Source organism: Burkholderia sp. SR8 (assembly GCF_052851275.1).
Map to the genome: position 1 here is coordinate 136,100 of NZ_JAULUC010000010.1, position 17,174 is coordinate 153,273.

Consider the following 17,174-nt stretch of genomic DNA (forward strand, 5'->3'; position numbering starts at 1 on the left):
GTGTGCGCGGGCCGTCAGCCGGCCGGCTTCAGCAGCACCTTGATCGATTCGGACGACTTCGCGATGCGGATCGCTTCGTCCCAGTCCTCCAGCGCGAAACCGTGCGTGACGATGCCCTTCGACGTGACGAGCCCGCGCGCGAGCAGGTCGATCGCGACCGGATAACAGTATGGGCCCAGGTGCGCGCCGCGCACGTCGAGCTCCTTGCGGTCGCCGATGATCGACCAGTCGGCGGTCGTGTCCTCGCCGAACACGCTGAATTCGACGAAGCGGCCGAGCTTGCGGATCAGCTCGAGCCCCTGGTTCACGCCGACCGGTACGCCGGTCGTCTCGATGTACACGTCGCAGCCGTAGCCATCGGTCAGCGCGCGGACGATCTCGCGTGCGTCGTCGCGCTTCGGGTTGATCGTCACGTCGGCGCCGTATTGCCGTGCAAGCTCCAGCCGCTCGTCGATCAGGTCGATCACGACGAGCTTCTTCGGCGTCTTCAGATGCGCGACCTGCGTCATCATCAGTCCGAGCGGCCCGGCGCCGGCGATCACGACGACATCGTCGAGCTGGACGTCGCCGCGGTTCACCGTATGGATCGCGCACGACAGCGGCTCGATGATCGCCGCATCCTCCAGCGAGACGCCCAGCGGAATCCGGTGCACGATCGCGGTCGGCGGAATGCGCATGTATTCGGCCATCCCGCCGTCGGCGACCTCGCGCTGGAAGCCGAAGATGTTGTGCACCTCGCACATCCAGTACTGTCCCGACTTGCAGTAGCGGCACTTGCCGCACGGCACGATCTGCTCGGCGATCACGCGGTCGCCCAATGCGACGCCGAAATGCTCGGCCGCGCCGTCGCCGAGCGCTTCCACGTAGCCGAAGAATTCATGGCCGGGAATCACGGGCGCCTTGACCCACGGGCTCGGGCCGCCCCAGAACATCTTCGCGCCCGTATAGCACTTGCAGTCGCTCGCGCAGATCCCGCACGCGGCGATGCGGATCACGAGCTCGTTCGGGCCCGCATGCGGTTTCGCGACCTGTTCGACGCGGTAATCCTCGGGGCCGTGGCAAACCACCGCGGTCATGCGCGGCCGGGCTTCGGGTGTCGTCATGAGTTGTCTCGTTCGTTGATGATTCGGATGGCTGATGAACGGCGCGTTACCGCGACCGTTCACGGCTGATGTAGATCGCGAGCAGGATGATGCCGCCCTTGATCACGTTCTGCACGTACGGGTTCACGCCGATCATGTTGAGCCCGTTGTTGAGCACGCCGAGCAGCAGCGCGCCGACGAGCGTGCCGAGAATCGCACCGCGGCCGCCCGAGATCGACGTGCCGCCCATCACGACGGCCGCGATCGCGTCGAGTTCGAAGCCGACGCCCGCGTTCGGCTGCCCGCTCATCAGGCGCCCGGTCAGCACGATCGCCGCGATCGCCGACGTGAGCCCGGCGAGCGTGTAGACGATCAGCTTCACGCGCGCGACGCGCACGCCGGTGAGCCGGGTCGCCTGTTCGTTGCCGCCGATCGCATACACGTAGCGGCCGAACGGCATCCGGTCGAGCAGCAGCCACGCGATCGCATAGACGACGAGCATGATCAGCACGGGTGCCTGGATGCCGAGCACCTTGCCGCTGCCGAAGAACGCGACCCAGTCGGGCAGCCCGTCGATCGGATAGCCGCCGGTATAGATCAGCGCGAGACCGCGCGCGATGCCCATCGTCGCGAGCGTGACGATGATCGGCGGCATCCCCGCGAACGCGACGAACACGCCGTTCAGGAATCCGAACCCGAAGCCGACCGCGATGCCGATCGCGAGCGCGGCGACGGCATTGACGCCCGCGACCATCAGCCCGGCCGCGAGCGTGCCGGACAGCGCCATCACGGAGCCGACCGACAGGTCGATCCCGCCGGTCAGGATCACGCAGGTCATGCCGACCGCGATGATCGCGTTGATCGACACCTGACGCAGCACGTTCTCGAGATTCGCGGCGGACAGGAAGCTCGGGCTCGCGATCATCATCGCGATGCAGACGACGATCAGCCCGACGAGCGGATAGAACAGCGTCGAGCGCCGCAGTTGCGTCCACATCGCGCGCGGCGGCGGCGCATCGCCGGCCGCGGCCGCGAGCGTCGTGGACGGCGTGGAAGAAGAATCAGGCAGGTTCATGGTTCGCTCCTCGCGTGCCGGCCGTGGCATGGACCATGACCGTGTCGGGATCGATCTCGTCGCCTTCGAGCGTCGCCTCGATGCGGCCCTGCCGGAACACGGCGACGCGGTCGCACATGCCGACGATCTCTGGCAGTTCGGACGAGATCATGATGATGGCGTAGCCGCGCGCGGTCAGTTCGCGCATCAGCCCGTAGATTTCGGCTTTCGCGCCGACGTCGATGCCGCGCGTCGGCTCGTCGAAGATCAGCACGGTCGCGTGATGGTTGAGCCAGCGCGCGATCACGACCTTCTGCTGGTTGCCGCCGGACAGCGTCGCGACCTCGGTGTGGATCGACGGCGCCTTCACGCCGACGCGCCGCATCACGTCGTGCGTCGTGCGTGCCTCGCCGCGCCGGTCGATCAGCCAGCGCAGCGACCGGTACTTGCCGAGGTTGTTCAGCGAGATGTTGTCGCGGATCGAGAACGACGTGACGAGCCCTTCGGTCTTGCGGCTTTCCGGCAGCAGGCCGATGCCCGCGCGCAGCGCATCGGCCGGATCGGCGAGCTTCGCCGCCGCGCCGCGCACGCGCACGTCCTTGCGATGCGCGCGCGTCGCGCCGATCACCGCGAGCGCGGTCTCGGTGCGGCCGGAGCCGACGAGGCCGGCGAAACCGAGGATCTCGCCTTCGTGCAGCGCGAAGCGGTTCACCGGGCCGTCGCGCTCGATCTGCAGCGCATCGACTTCGAGCACGGCGCGCGCATCGGCGCGCCGCACCGGCTTCGGCGGAAAGCTGCTCTCGAGCCGACGGCCGACCATCATCCGCACCAGCTGCTCGACGTCCGTGCGCGCGACGTCGGTGGTCGCGACATACTGGCCGTCGCGCAGCACCGTGATGCGATCGCACACCGCGAAAATCTCGTCGAGGTGATGCGAGATGAAGATCATCGCGACGCCCTGCCGCTTCAGCTCGCGCATGATCGCGAACAGATGCTCGGCCTCGGCCGGCGTCAGCGTGGCGGTCGGTTCGTCGAGAATCAGGATCCTTGCGTCGAGCGACAGCGCCTTGCCGATCTCGACGAATTGCTGCTGCGCGACCGACAGCATGCGCAGCGGCGCATCGAGGTCGATCGACACGCCGAGCCGCGCGAAGATGCCGGCCGCCGTGCGCCGCATCCGCGCGCGGTCGCGCACGCCCCAGCGCGTGCGCAGCTCGCGGCCGAGGAACAGGTTGTCGACGGCATCGAGATGCGGAATCAGGCTGAATTCCTGGAACACGATGCCGACGCCGGCCGCGACCGCATCGTGATAGCTCGCGAACTGCCGCGCGGCCCCGTCGATCTCGATCGTGCCGGCATCCGGTCGATAGATCCCGCACAGGATCTTCATCAGCGTCGACTTGCCGGCGCCGTTCTCGCCGAGCAGCGCATGCACCTCGCCGCGTGCGACTTCGAGATGGATGTCCGACAGCGCCTTGACGCCGGGAAAGCTTTTCGTGATGTGGCTGAGCCTGAGTATCGTGTCCATCGGCTTCTCCGCGCGAAGGGCAGCGACCGCGCCGCCGCCCTTCACGTCACGTTGCACGCGGTTCACCAGCTGAAGCCCTTCGCATTGCCGCGATCGACGACCTTCACGTCGACGGGGATCGCCTTCGGCACCGTCGCGCCCCACTTGCGCGCGATCGCGATGCCGAGCGCGATGCGGACCTGGTCGGCCGGGAATTGCGCGGTGGTTTCGACGAACTTCGAGTTCGGCTTCTGGATCGCCGCGATCGCCTCGGGCGCGCCGTCGACGCTGGTCAGCTTGATGTCCTTGCCCGAGCCTTCGATCGCGGCGAGCGCGCCCATCGAGCCGCCGTCGTTCACGCTGAAGATGCCCTTCAGGTTCGGGTGCGCGGAGATCATGTTCTCCGTCACCGACAGCGCGGTCGCGCGCTCCTGCTTGCCGTTCTGCGTATCGACGAGCTTCACGTTCGGGAATTTCGCGAGCCCGGCCTTGCAGCCGCGCACACGCTCGAGAATCGGCACGACCGGGATGCCGTCGAGGATCGCGACCTCGCCGCTGCCGCCGATCGCCTTCGCGAGGTATTCGCACGACATCACGCCCGCGTCGTAGTTCTTCGAGCCGACGAACGAATCGACCGGACCGTTCGCGTTCGCGTCGACGGCCACGACTACCGCGCCGGCCTTCTTCGCCTGCGTGATGGCCGACTGGATGCCGGTCGAATCGGTCGGATTCACGAGCAGGATGTCGATCTTTTTCTGCAGCATGTCCTCGACGTCGCTGACCTGCTTGCTGACGTCGTGATGCGCATCGGTGACGACGACCTGCGCGCCGATCGACGCGGCCGCGTCGGTCAGCGCCTTCTGCATCGTCACGAAATACGGATTGTTCAGTTCCTGAAAGGTCATGCCGATCCGCAGCGGCGCGGCATGTGCGGCCGCCGGCAGGACTGCTGCGACGGCAAGCGCGGCAACGGCCGCGACGCGCGCGGCACGGCGGGGAAACGAGGCGGGCAACAAGGCAGGCGATGCGTGCGTCATGACGGTGTCTCCGGTTATGTGCGGCTTTTTCGTGGGTAAGCGTGGATGAGCGCGCCCCTCGCGACGCGAGCGGCGCGATGCGGCTGGGTGAAACGGCAAGGAAAACTCAGGCGGGCAAGAGCCCTTCGATCATCCGGGCTGCGGTGCGGGCGCCGGCCTGCCGAGCGTGACCACGCGCGGCGGCATCGGGTTGCCGGTCGGGGCCGCATGCAGCGCGAGCTCGCGGCTGCGCGCGTTCAGCCGCTGCAGCGCGCGGAATTCGGATGGCGCCATCCCTTTCACCGCGCGGAACTGGCGGTTGAAGTTGGATACGTTGTTGAAGCCGGACTGGAAGCAGATGTCGGTGATGTTCGCGTCGTCGGCGAGCAGCATCTGGCACGCCGATTCGATCCGCAGCCGGTTCACGTACTGGACGAACGGCAAGCCGGTATGACGGTGAAAGGCCCGCGAGAACGCGCTGACGCTCTGCCCCGTCAATTGCGCGAGATCGGATTCGCGCAGCTCGGACGCGAGGTTCTTGCCGATGTACGACAGCGCGTGGCTGAGCCGCGTCGGCGTCACGTGCGCCTGGTCGTACGCGGGGCTCGCGAGCAGCGTGCGTTCGGCCGCACCGCACAGGCGTTCGAGGATCGTCATGAACAGTGCGATGCGGCGCATGCCGCGCGCGCCCAGCAGTTCGTCGAACAGCGGCGCGATCGCGGCGCTGGTCGCATCGTCGAAGCCGACGCCGCGCCGCGCGTCGTCGAGCAGCGCCTGCGCATCGCGGCATTCGGGAAACGCGTCCATGCAGCGGCGCACGAACGACGGATCGAACTGGATCACCAGGTTGCGGCGCTCGACGGTTTCGCCTTCGGCCATGTCGCTGACCCAGTTGTGCGGCAGGTTCGGGCCGAGCAGCACGAGATGGCCGGGGCCGAACGAGCCGATATGGTCGCCGACGAAATACTTGCCGCGCGTCGCGACGATCAGGTGCAGTTCGAATTCGGGATGGAAATGCCAGCGGATCGTGCGATACGGATAGCCGTGCGACCAGACCTTGAACGACTCGTCGCGTCGCACTTCGACCACTTCCAGATCGGGGTGCATCATGTTGGCGTCTCCATTCCCATGTGTCGCTGGCCGGCCGCTCGGCTCGTGCGCTTGTTCGCGCGTTCGCCGCGAGTTTCGCGCGGCGCTGCGGACCGGTCGCATGGGAAGCAATGTAGGTCGATCGCGCGCGCGGCTCCACCAACTTTACGCCTGATTTTCGATACTTTTTTGCCGTTCGCGGGCCGAAACCGCGCCCGGCGGCAAAATTGTGCAGTGCGGCAGGGGCAGCGGGCCGGTGGTTCGCGGAGCGTGTGAACCGCGCGGCTGCCGGCTTCACCGCCGCCGAACCGCCGCCAGCCGCCCCACGCAGCGGACCGGCGGCGGCCGTGACCGTCCCTACGCCGCCGCGCTCTCCCGCGCGACACGCACTTCATACGTCTTCAGATGGTTGTAAGCGATCCGCAGCAGCGACAGCGCGTCCGCGGCCTGCGGGTCGCGGCGCGCGAGCAGGTCGCCGATCACGTGATCGGCCTCGACGCGTGCGCGGTTCTCGACGTCGCGCAGCATCGATGCGGTCAGCGGCGACGGCGTAAGCACCATTCGCTGCATCCGCTCCACCGCCGCCGGATCGGGCCGGTGGCCGTTGTACGCGGCGATCGCGCTGCATTCGTCGAGCATCGTCTGCAGCAGCCGACGGCCGTCCGGCGCCGCGAGAATGTCGCCGATCGACCCGCGAAACAGCGACGTGCTCGCCGCGAGCGTCGCGAGGAACACCCATTTGTCCCACATCCGCGCGGCGATGTCGTCGCTGAGCGTCGCATCGAAGCCCGCGCCGCCGAGCACGTCGGCCACGGCGCGCACGCGCGCCGATTCGCCGCCGGCGAGTTCGCCGAACGACAGCCCGTGCGTGTCGTTCAGGTGCACGATCCGCTGCTCGCGATCGAGCGTCGCGGCGATCACGCACAGGCCGCCCAGCACCTGCGCGGCGCCGAACCGCTCGCGCAGCACGTCGAGATGGCGCATCCCGTTGAGCATCGGCAGGATCAGCGTCGACGGGCCGACGAACGGTGCGAACGATGCGATCGCATCGTCGAGGCTGTATGCCTTGCAGCTCAGCAACACCAGATCGAACGGCGCGGCGGCATCGCCGGCGCGCAGCGTCTGCACGTTCGCGAGCGTCAGGTCGCCGCGCGGGCTGCGGATCAGCAGCCCGTCGCGCGCGAGCGCGGCCGCGCGGCCGTCGCGCACCAGGAACGTCACGTCGCGCCCCGCCGCGGCAAGCCGGCCGCCGAAATATCCGCCGACCGCGCCGGCCCCCACCACCAGAATTCGCATCGTTGCCTCCTTTCGGGTTCGTTCGGCACTGCCGCTCGGCCGGTTTGTCCGCGCCCGGCGCGCCATCGCCATCGCCATCGCCATCGCCATCGCCATCGCCATCGCCATCGCCATCGCCATCGCCATCGCCATCGCCATCGCCATCGCCATCGCCATCGCCATCGCCATCGCCATCGCACGACAGTATAGCGATGGCGACTATGTATATGCATAGATGACCGACCCGCGGCCGCTGACATTGCGCGGCCGCGCGGTTTCTTAGGGATTTCCCCCCTACGGCAACGTTCGTTGCGCGCCGTCAATGACTTATCCCGTCACGCCGTTCCGGCGCGCCTGTTCGACCGACCGACCTCACTACCATGCGCACCCTTTCCCTGAACCAGAAACTCGCTTCGATGATCGTCATTCTGTGGCTCGGCCTGCTCGTGATCGCCGGCGTCGGTGCATGGCAGACGCGCGCGTCGATGATCACCGACCGCCGCGACCAGCTCGCGTCGCTGGTCGCGCAGGCGGCGAGCGTGGCCGACCACTACTACAAGCTGTCGCAGCAGAACGCGTTGCCGGAAGCCGACGCGAAACAGAAGGCGCTCGATGCGATCGCCGCGATGCGCTACGGCACCGACGGCTACATCTCGATCAACGACTCGAAGCCGGTGATCGTGATGCATCCGATCAAGACCGAGCTCAACGGCAAGGACGTATCGGGTTTCGCGGATCCGAACGGCAAGCACCTGTTCGTCGAAATCGTGAAGGCCGGCAACGCGGAAGGCGGCAAGGGCTTCGTCGAATATCTGTGGCCGAAGCCGGGCGCCGACAAGCCGCAGGACAAGACCAGCGCGGTGCAGCGCTTCGCGCCGTGGGACTGGTATCTGGTGACCGGCATGTACATGGACGACGTGCGCTCGGCAGTGCTCGCGAGCGTCGGCCGCTGGCTCGCGATGACGGCCGTGCTGGGCGCGATCGCAACCGCCGTGATGGTGCTCGTGCTGAAAAGCGTGCGCGCGAACCTCGGCGGCGAGCTCGAAGTGGCGCTCGACGCGGCGCAGCGCATCGCGCAGGGCGACCTGACCGCGCGCGTGAACGTGAAGCCCGACGATCGCGGCAGCCTGCTGCATGCGCTGCATACGATGCAGGGCGGGCTGATCGACATGGTGTCGCGCGTGCGGACGGGCACGGAGAACATCAACGTCGGCGCGAGCGAGATCGCGTCGGGCAACACCGACCTGTCGCAGCGCACCGAGGAACAGGCGGCCGCGCTCGTGCAGACCGCATCGAGCATGGACCAGATGACCGCGAACGTGAAGCAGAACGCGGACAGCGCCGCGCAGGCCGCGACGCTCGCCGGCCAGGCCGCGCAGGTCGCGACGCGCGGCAGCGAGGTGGTCGACGACGTCGTGCGCACGATGAACGAGATCACCGACCGCTCGCACAAGATCGGCGACATCATCGGCGTGATCGACGGGATCGCGTTCCAGACCAACATCCTCGCGCTGAACGCGGCCGTGGAAGCGGCGCGTGCGGGCGAACAGGGCCGCGGCTTCGCGGTGGTCGCGGCAGAGGTGCGCTCGCTCGCGCAACGCTCGGCGACGGCCGCGAAGGAAATCAAGTCGCTGATCGTGTCGTCGAACGAAACCGTCGAGCACGGCGCGGCGCTCGTCACGAACGCCGGCGAGACGATGGCCGAGATCGTGCAGTCGGTGCGGCGCGTGAACGAGATCCTCGACGAGATCAGCCACGCGTCGCGCGAGCAGAGCGCCGGGATCGAGCAGGTCAACCGCGCGGTGGGCGAAATGGACCAGGTCACGCAGCAGAACGCGGCGCTCGTCGAGCAAGCGGCGGCGGCCGCGCATTCGCTGCGCGACCAGGCCGAAGCGCTGCGCGATGCGGTCACGCGATTCGCGTTGCCGGCCTGACACGGCCCCATTCCTCCCGGTTCCGCCCGACGGGCCGGCGCCGCGCGGCGCTGGCCGCCGCCCGGCCCGCGCCGGCTCACCCTGCCCCGCCTATCCGGCGCCACCGTGGCGGCACGCTGCCTTCGCGCCGCCGAATCCCAGCACGGCCGCCCGCTGAACCAGCTCGATGTCGTTGGTCACGCCGAGCTTCTTCATCGCGCTGATCTTCTGCGCGCTGACCGTCTGCTTGCCCTTGTTCAGCCGCTGCGCGATCAGCTTGATCGGCACGCCGTCCAGATAGAGGCGGATCACCTCGATCTCGCGCGTCGACAGTTTGACGGGCGGCTGGTCGTGGTCGGCGAGCGCATCGAGCGCGCGCCGGACGAGCGGCGACAGATAGCGGCCGCCGCTGTAACTCGAATGGATCGCGGTGACGATGTGGCCGACCTCGTCGAACTTGCTGACGAGGCTCGTGCGGCCTTGCGCGAGGATCGAACGCAGGATCACCGGCGTCTCGTTGCCGACCAGCGCAACGATCCCGACGTTCGGGCGCATGCGCCGCAGCCATTCGAACAGCGCGAGGCCGTCCATCTGCGCGTCGCCGCGGACCGCATAGTCGACCAGCGCGATGTCGCAGTCGATGCCGTCGAGCGCCGCGACGAGTTCGCCCGGCGTCCGATAGACGCCGACGAGATCGATCGCGCAGACGTCGCCCGCGATGTGCTCCATGCCCGCGACCGCCAACGGCCAGTCGTACGCGAAGACAGTGCGAATCCTGAATTTCCCCATGCGCAGTTCCAGAAGGTTCGCCGGGCCGCGCGGCGCGGGATGCGCGTGCGGCCGGATCGGCGTTGAATCGACGGTCGAGATATTTTTATCCCGACCTACATTCTAGAAAGCTGTGCGCGGCCGGACTATCGGACGACATATAGATCGACCCGCGGGAACGTAATACGAGTTTGATATTTGCGCCGATTCGATCATTCGGCAGCGGTCTGCATCGGCCGGATGGCCAACGGTGCGGGCGACGGGGCAGCGCCGGCCGCCGGCGCGGTAAAATCGCGGCCTTTGCATGCCATTCCGGGCGCCCGGCGGCGTGCCGCGCGTGGCGGCCGGCCGCGCGCGCGTCCGCCGTTCGCCGGCAGCCCGTACCTTTGCTTTCTCCATGACCGAATCCGATCTGCAATCCGACGACACCACCATCCACGAAGACGGCCTCTGGCACGACAACGGCTGGACGGCCCGCATCATCAAGAACGAAGACGACGACGGCTGGGCTGTCGAGATGATCAAGGACGGCGAGGCCGAACCCGCGCTCGTCGGGCCGTGGACGATGGGCCGCGACAAGAAGAACCCGAAGCCGATGGACGCGAACGCGTTCCGCACGCTGGTGAAGACCGCGACCGAGGTGCTGATGCGCCACGAGCAGCAGCGTCGCGCGATGCTGCACAAGGAAGTGACGGTCCAGCGCGACGACGGGCAGGATGTGTCGGTCACGCTCGACATCGTGCCGGACGAGTTCGAGCCGTATGCGGAACTGAAGGCGTTCGACCCGTACGGCGAGCTGCTGGCCGACGCGAAGGTGTCCGCCGGATTCAAGCTCGACAAGGCCAGCGCCGCACGCTGGGTCGAATCGGGCTTCGAGCGGCCGGCCTGACGGCGCGCCGCACCCGACGCACCGCACGCCCGCCCGGCGTCACGCGTGCAGACCGTGCGCGATCATCAGGCGGTACAGCGTCGCGCGCGAAATCCCGAGTTCGGCCGCGACGTCGGCGTGCTGGTGCCGGTGCCGCGACAGCGTGTCCTCGATCGTGCGCCGCTCGGCCTGCCGGCGCGCTTCGGCAAGCGTCGGCGGCCGGTGCGACGTGTACTGGTGCAGTTCGAGATCGGCGGCCGAGATCAGCGGGCCGTTCGTCATCACGATCGCGAAGCGGATCCGGTTGATCAGCTCGCGCACGTTGCCGGGCCATGGGTAGTTGTGGATCGCCTCGATCGCGCACGGCATGAAGCCGCGGATCCGGTGCGAGCTGTCGCCGCGATAGCGCTGCAGCATGTGGTCGGCGAGCAGCATGATGTCGCGGCCGCGCGCGCGCAGCGGCGGTTCGTCGATGCGCAATACGCACAGCCGGTAATACAGATCCGCGCGGAACCGTCCCGCCGGCACCGCGGCCTCGAGGTCGACATGGGTCGCCGACACGATCCGCACATCCACCGGAATCGACGCGTGGCCGCCGAGCCGCTCGATCTTGCCTTCCTGCAGAAAGCGCAGCAGGCTCGCCTGGCTTTCGAACGGCATGTCGCCGATTTCATCGAGAAACAGCGTGCCGCCGTGCGCGGCCTCGATACGGCCGATCTTGCGCTGATGCGCGCCTGTGAACGCGCCGCGCTCGTGGCCGAACAATTCGGCCTGCAGCAGCGTCGGCGGAATGGCCGCGCAATTCACCGCGACGAACGGCGCGTCGGCGCGCGGCGAGTGCTGGTGAATCGCCGCCGCGGTCAGCTCCTTGCCGGTGCCGGATTCGCCGGCGATGAACACGGTGGCCTCGGTGTTCGCGACCTTGCGGATCGTCGCGAACAGGCGGCGCATCGCGTCGCATGCGCCGATCATCGTGCCGCCGGGCGGCGTGGCGTCGGCGGCCGGATCGCTTTGCCCGAGCTGCAGCATCCCGTACGCATGGCCGACGGAATAGGCGATCGTCGCGCCGGCCGCCGGATGACGCACGTAGTCGAAGCAGCACTGGCGGATCAGGCGCGCGACGGTGATGTCGCGCAGCAGCGCGTCGTCCGCGAGCGCGACCCAGCCGATACGCGAATCGCGCAGCAGCGCCTCGAACGACGCGGCGTCGGGCGACGCGAAGTCGCGGAAATCGACGATGCCTCCATGCAGGCGGTTCGCCTTCACGAGATTCAGTGCGTCCGCAACGGACTTCGCGCGCAACACTTCCCAGCCGCGCGACGCGAGATAGTCGACGAGCGCCGCGTCGGGACGCTGCGACAGATAGACGAGCGGGCGCGCCACCATGTCATGGTGATGCCGGAGCACGCCGGGTAACGGCATGCAGGCGGCCCGTTCGCGCTCCTGCGGACCTGACAATCTGATCGTGCAGCACTGGTTCACGATGGCCTCGCCGCGTAAGTTGTCCGTCGGACCGGGCCGTGCGACACGGTGCGCGGCCGGCATGTCCGATCGGGAAGGTTTCGTCATCGGCAGAACACGACGCGCTTCGTATAGATCTGCGGTTCGACGACGGGGCGCGCGGACCGATTCAGGTCGTCTCGATAGCTGCGGTACGTCTTGCCGTCCACCGTGACCTCCGTCGTGCGCGCGGCCTCGATCCGGTTCAGCCCGTTGATTTGCCAGTCGTCGACGCGGTTCGACGCGGACACGCTCGATGCGCCGGCGATCTTCTGCGTGATTGCGCTGCTGTCGCTCCACGGCTGGGTCTGCATGTCTTCGGCGTGCTGCGTCGCGCCGTCCGGCTTGCCCGTCGGCACCGGCCCGTTCTGCGCGACGAACGGCGCGCCGCGGCCGTACACCGGCGACTGCCACGACGGCGCGTGCCCTTCCTCCGGCATCATGTAAATCATCTGCGGGTCGCCGATCATCATCATCGGCACGCAGGCCGTGTTGTCCGGGCGGCCGAGCGTCGTGAGCGCCTGCTGGACGCTCGCGGCATTCGCGAGCGTCTGCTCGCTCAGGATCACGAAGACCGCAGGGTTCTGGAAAACCGACTGCGCAGCGGCCTGGGTGCCGTACAGCAGCAGAGCGACCAAAAAGATCCTCATGATTGAGGCCTCCCTGTACCCTCGTCAGGCAAAAAGAGGTGTTGACCTCGGGGAGGGACCAACACCCGTCAAACTGGCGGCGCGCGTGGCGCCGCGGCTCCGTGCGTCTGACGCGCGACCGGCATGCCGGCCGCGCGGACGACCGGTCGGCCGGCCTACGACGACGTGCTCGTCGAGATGACGGCCGGCGCCGGCAGCACCGGTGCGGCCTGCTGGTCGACCGTGGCGGGGACGGCGACCGCCGGCATGTCGGCGGCCGGGGCCGCTGCGGATTCGACCGCGTCCGTCGCCGTCGCGTCGGCGGCCGGCGCGGCTTGCGCTGCGTTGTCGGCTGCCGGTGCGGGTTCGGGGGTCTTGTCGGCGATGGCCGGCGCAGGCTCCGGCGCCTTGTCGGCGATGGCCGGTGCGGGCTCCGGCGCCTTGTCGGCGATGGCCGGTGCAGGCTCCGGCGCCTTGTCGGCGATTGCCGGTGCGGGCTCCGGTGCCTTGTCGGCGATGGCCGGTGCGGGCTCCGGTGCCTTGTCGGCGATGGCCGGTGCGGGCTCCGGTGCCTTGTCGGCGATGGCCGGTGCAGGCTCCGGTGCCTTGTCGGCAACCGCCGGCGCTTGGACCGGCGCCTTGTCGGCAACGACCGGCGCGGGCTCCGGTGCCTTGTCGGCAACCGCCGGCGCTTGGACCGGCGCCTTGTCGGCAACGACCGGCGCGGGCTCCGATGCCTTGTCAGCGACCGCCGGCGCTTGGACCGGCGCCTTGTCGGCAACGACCGACGCCGGCTCCGGTGCCTTATCGCCAACAGTCGGCGCGGGGACCGATGCCTTGTCGGCAACCACCGGCGCGGCGACGATGGCGGCAGCCGGGACCGCGCCCGTCGCGGCCGGCGCGACAGCCGGCGCGGCACTCATCGCCGGCGCAGCCGCGGCAACCGGTGCGGCAAGCGCCGCCGGCACGACCGCAGCGGCTTGCGACGCCTTCACGGCGGCCGCTTGCGCCGCAGCCGGCACCGCGCCGACCGCAGGCGCCGCGAGCGCCGGCGCGGAAACCGGCACCGGCACCGGCGCCGGCGCCGCCTGGACCGCGGTCGTCGCGACCGGACGCGTCTGCGCAGGTGCCTGCGCGGCCGCGTCGAGCGGCGGCAGGCCCATGCGGCTGCGCACGAGCGGATCACGATACTTCACGTCGTCGGCCACGGTCGCTTCTGCGGACGGCGCCACGTTCGAGCGCGCGAGCGGCGCGGTCGTACCCGGGCACAGGTGGCCGGTCGCTTCCACCGCGCGCCGGTTCGCATCGCTCTGGCACAGCAGCGCCAGCGCGACGTCGGTCAGCCCCATCGCGCGGAATTCGCGCGCATCGAGACGGCGCACGCACGCCTGGTCGACCAGGGTCGTGCCGCCGGTCGCGCCGAATCCCGGAAACGACACGCCGACGCTCACCGAACCCATGCAGGTATCGGACAGCGTAGTCGTGAGGCCCGGCGCCTGGATCGCCGGGTTCGTCTTGATCGTCTGCGTGCCCGAGTAGTTGACGTTCTCGCTCGCCTGCGTGTTGTAAGGGCTGGTGCCTGGCGCGCCGGCCGCGAGCGAACTCGTGCCCTGCGGCGTCACGTTCGAGCCGCCGCTCGTCGACGACGGCAGGTTCAGGTTCACCTGCACGGTCGAGTTGCCGCTGCCGCGCACGCCGCTGGTGCTCGAACTGCTGGCGTTGCCGCCGCGCGAACTGGTGACGTTCGTGTTCATGCTCGAGCCGCCGCCCTGGCTGATCGCCGTCGACGACGTCGAGGACTGCGCACTTGAAGTCGAGTCGGCGGTCTGCGCGTGGGCACCGATCGTGGCCATCGCGAACATCGCCGCACATGCCACCCTGATCTTGTTGCTGTTCATTTCACTCTCCGGACGAGGTTTGACCTCCCACCCAGGCAACCGTATTAATTCCCCTGAATTCCTTCAGATTTGCCTGCTTCCCCGAACTGCTTCCAGCCACTGCCCAGCTGGGACCACGAACCGCCCGACATGCCCTGCCATTGCAGGGCCGCCGGCGCGCCGATGGCACTGCCCGACGAAAGCGCTTGTTGTTGTGACGGTCTGGTTGTCTGGTCAGGGTTGTTTGACGTCTGCACATTCGATTGCACGTCGTCGGCAGCACGGTCAGCGCCATATGCCGTCAGAGACGCGAGCATCAGAGCGGCGGCAATCACTTTCTGCTTCATGCCAACTCCTTACGGTGACAACGATGCGGGGAAAGAGACCAGCGTCGCTGCGAAACTGGTCCCCCCCGACACCCGAATCAGGGACTGCCGGCGGTCGCGCCCGAACTGCCCTGGCTGCCGCCCGACGCGAACGGCGATCCGGCCGGACCGGTGCTCCATACGGTCGACGAGTTGAGGTGATCCGAGCCCGCGATCGCGCTCGACCCGCCAATGCCCGTGAGGCCGGCGGCGCCGGCAGTGGCAATGCCGTTGTCGTTCGCACCCGTTGCCGTGTAGTGGTTCGCGCCCAATACGATCGTGGCGGTTACCCCTCCCGACAACGCATTCGCGTTCTCGCTCGTATTGCCGGTTCCACCGAACGAGCCTGCGGCACCGATACCGCCGCCCGCCGCGAACGCGCCCCCGTTCATGCCGAAACCGCTGGCCGTCGAAGTCGAGTCGTGGAATGCGGTGGCCGTGCCGGTGGAGCCGGCGGGCGTCACGGTACTTCCGGCGCTCGCGCCCGCGACCGAAGTCGAGTTGCTCGTATAGCTGCCGGTGCCGACCAGCGCCGCACCGGACACGCCCGCCGCAACGGATTGCGTCTGGTTGAAGGTGGTCGGTCCCGCCGCCAGCACCGCCGACGACACGACGGTGAGCGCTGCCGCTAAAAAGACGTTGGCTTTCATAGCAATTCCTTTCTGTGAGGAAGTTCGGTGGCCGGGGCGCCGGGGGCGCCCTCGCGGGACGACACCCGGCATCCGTGCCACCAGTCCATGACGAACGCTATGCGCCTCGGCTTAGTAGTGGTACATCGTCCAGCCGGTCGAGCCGGCATTCGCGCCGCTCGAGCCGCCGGCTTGCGCGCCGCCCCAGCCGAAGCCGCTCACCGTCGACGTGTTGGTGTGGTCCGTGTACGAGATCGAGCTGCTGCTGCCGTGGCCGGCCGTTGCACCGGCTGCGCCGAGTGCCGCGCCCGAATCCGTGGCCGTGAACGAGCCGTATCCGACAACGCCGGCGAACGTTTGGCCGCCGCTCGACGAGTTGCTGGTCGAAACCGTGCCGCTCGCGGCGAACGCTGCACCCGAGACCGCCATAACTGCTGCTGCAATCAGAAGCTTCTTCATGGTCGACTCCATAACGGCGTGAACGAAACAAGCGAGGAAAGCTGCACGCCATCAACTTCCCTGCCTCGAGCAATCCCGGTAAATAAGGATCACTATCCATTAAAAGACCCGCTTCGCTTCGAAACCGGGTTTCCATAATTTCGGCCAGTCGAAGTGTAGGTTCGTTTTATTTAGTTTTACGAACTTTCCAGTAGGTGTTTTCGATATGGCATAAACCCGGTCGATTATCGAAAACGAAAAACCTCCCACAACCGGAATCAGGCAATCGCCGTTCCGGATTGTTTTCAGTCGATATGTAGCGCGACGAACACACAGGCGCGCGGCGTCCGCTTCAGCAAGCTGAAATACGCGAATAGATCAATTACCGAAAATGCAGGACCGCCGAAAACAGTGGCCTTTATCGGGCCGATAACGAGTCTGCACTCCAGTCAGGCGGCATCGCTTCTCCCCAGGCTACCGATCGAAGACTGTCCGGACGATCCGGCCGATGGACGTTCGATCTAATCCGGCCGGCGCCGGGCGATACCCGGCGCGATCGAAACGCCCGCGCACGGACGAAGGCCGGGCGGCGTCGCGCTGTCCGGCACGAACGGCAGGACCCATCCGGATGAATCGAAAGAAGGCGGGCACCGCTGTCGGTCGGTTGTCGCACGAAACGACAGCCGCTTCAGCACGCGCAATGCGCGGATGCCCGGAAGCCCGCAATAACGGACGCGCGACGCTGGCACTGCATCGCGAGTCAGGCTCCCAGTTGTCGAACTGCCCCACCGGTGCGCGAAGAATGCGCGGATCAGGTGACTGCTACTGGTCTTCATCGCTGTTTCCCCGACTACTTATTGACGAGATGGCCGCCCCCCAATCTTTCATTCATCAGGTCGACCGCCCGCCGGTGCGTCCAATATCGCAAGCGGCATGCCATGCGCGATTCCGCCGACGGTTGCGCGGCGTATCGCGCCCGCTACGCCGCTCGTGTCGCCGGGAACGGGATTTTTTGTTTCAGGAATGTATCGCGGCAACAGGCGCGGACCTCCGGCGATCATTGAATACCGGGAAGCAATCCCGCGAAACGCCGGATGACCGCGGGATACGGCGGCTCGCGGAGCGCGGACGCAAACAGGTGTTTCATCGTTGAGAAGCGCACCG

15 protein-coding genes are annotated in these 17,174 nt (G+C 67.8%); 2 read left to right on the forward strand and 13 right to left on the reverse strand.

The window, feature by feature from the left end; all coding sequences use genetic code 11:
* Positions 1–14: 14 nt before the first annotated feature.
* The 6 genes from Q3A80_RS15505 to panE all read right to left on the reverse strand — a co-directional run bounded on the left by Q3A80_RS15505 (position 15) and on the right by panE (position 7,044).
* Entirely contained in the window at positions 15–1,103 is a 1,089-nt protein-coding gene (locus Q3A80_RS15505; protein ID WP_446329839.1) for an alcohol dehydrogenase catalytic domain-containing protein, read from the reverse strand.
* Between the two features lie 46 nt (positions 1,104–1,149).
* Positions 1,150–2,157: an ABC transporter permease gene (locus Q3A80_RS15510; protein WP_446329840.1), complete on the reverse strand. Its 1,008-nt coding sequence runs from the start codon at positions 2,155–2,157 to the stop codon at positions 1,150–1,152.
* Positions 2,144–3,664, reverse strand: a complete 1,521-nt coding sequence (locus tag Q3A80_RS15515) for a sugar ABC transporter ATP-binding protein (protein ID WP_446329841.1) — start codon at positions 3,662–3,664, stop codon at positions 2,144–2,146. The genes Q3A80_RS15510 and Q3A80_RS15515 overlap by 14 nt, the downstream gene beginning before the upstream one ends.
* 62 nt (positions 3,665–3,726) lie before the next feature.
* Complete coding sequence (locus Q3A80_RS15520; RefSeq protein WP_446329842.1) at positions 3,727–4,680, reverse strand: substrate-binding domain-containing protein; 954 nt, start codon at positions 4,678–4,680, stop codon at positions 3,727–3,729.
* 129 nt (positions 4,681–4,809) lie between these two features.
* On the reverse strand, positions 4,810–5,769 hold the full coding sequence (locus tag Q3A80_RS15525; protein ID WP_446329843.1) for an AraC family transcriptional regulator: 960 nt from the start codon (positions 5,767–5,769) through the stop codon (positions 4,810–4,812).
* A 336-nt stretch (positions 5,770–6,105) separates the two neighbouring features.
* Positions 6,106–7,044, reverse strand: a complete 939-nt coding sequence (gene panE, locus Q3A80_RS15530; protein ID WP_446329920.1) for a 2-dehydropantoate 2-reductase — start codon at positions 7,042–7,044, stop codon at positions 6,106–6,108.
* 359 nt (positions 7,045–7,403) lie between these two features.
* On the opposite strand from panE, the gene Q3A80_RS15535 reads away from it, so the two are divergent.
* Complete coding sequence (locus tag Q3A80_RS15535; protein WP_446329844.1) at positions 7,404–8,957, forward strand: methyl-accepting chemotaxis protein; 1,554 nt, start codon at positions 7,404–7,406, stop codon at positions 8,955–8,957.
* 90 nt (positions 8,958–9,047) lie between these two features.
* Here the strand turns inward: Q3A80_RS15535 and Q3A80_RS15540 are convergent, their stop codons facing one another.
* Positions 9,048–9,725, reverse strand: a complete 678-nt coding sequence (locus Q3A80_RS15540) for a LuxR C-terminal-related transcriptional regulator (protein ID WP_446329845.1) — start codon at positions 9,723–9,725, stop codon at positions 9,048–9,050.
* A 376-nt stretch (positions 9,726–10,101) separates the two neighbouring features.
* Here Q3A80_RS15540 and Q3A80_RS15545 point away from each other — a divergent pair, with 376 nt between their 5' ends.
* Positions 10,102–10,593: a hypothetical protein gene (locus Q3A80_RS15545; protein WP_446329846.1), complete on the forward strand. Its 492-nt coding sequence runs from the start codon at positions 10,102–10,104 to the stop codon at positions 10,591–10,593.
* A 39-nt stretch (positions 10,594–10,632) separates the two neighbouring features.
* Here the strand turns inward: Q3A80_RS15545 and Q3A80_RS15550 are convergent, their stop codons facing one another.
* The 6 genes from Q3A80_RS15550 to Q3A80_RS15575 form a co-directional block, all read right to left on the reverse strand.
* A complete protein-coding gene (locus tag Q3A80_RS15550; RefSeq protein WP_446329847.1) occupies positions 10,633–11,994 on the reverse strand; it encodes a sigma 54-interacting transcriptional regulator in 1,362 nt (453 codons plus the stop codon).
* A gap of 143 nt (positions 11,995–12,137) precedes the next feature.
* The gene (locus Q3A80_RS15555; protein WP_446329848.1) at positions 12,138–12,722 is read right to left on the reverse strand and encodes a hypothetical protein; all 585 of its coding nucleotides are present in this window, start codon (positions 12,720–12,722) and stop codon (positions 12,138–12,140) included.
* A gap of 155 nt (positions 12,723–12,877) precedes the next feature.
* Positions 12,878–14,599: a chemotaxis protein CheA gene (locus Q3A80_RS15560; RefSeq protein ID WP_446329849.1), complete on the reverse strand. Its 1,722-nt coding sequence runs from the start codon at positions 14,597–14,599 to the stop codon at positions 12,878–12,880.
* A gap of 44 nt (positions 14,600–14,643) precedes the next feature.
* Complete coding sequence (locus Q3A80_RS15565) at positions 14,644–14,925, reverse strand: hypothetical protein (RefSeq protein WP_446329850.1); 282 nt, start codon at positions 14,923–14,925, stop codon at positions 14,644–14,646.
* 77 nt (positions 14,926–15,002) lie between these two features.
* The gene (locus Q3A80_RS15570) at positions 15,003–15,593 is read right to left on the reverse strand and encodes a hypothetical protein (RefSeq protein WP_446329851.1); all 591 of its coding nucleotides are present in this window, start codon (positions 15,591–15,593) and stop codon (positions 15,003–15,005) included.
* Positions 15,594–15,704: 111 nt separating this feature from the next.
* Positions 15,705–16,031 (reverse strand): hypothetical protein, encoded by a 327-nt coding sequence (locus Q3A80_RS15575; RefSeq protein ID WP_446329852.1) that lies wholly within the window; start codon positions 16,029–16,031, stop codon positions 15,705–15,707.
* Positions 16,032–17,174 lie beyond the last annotated feature (1,143 nt).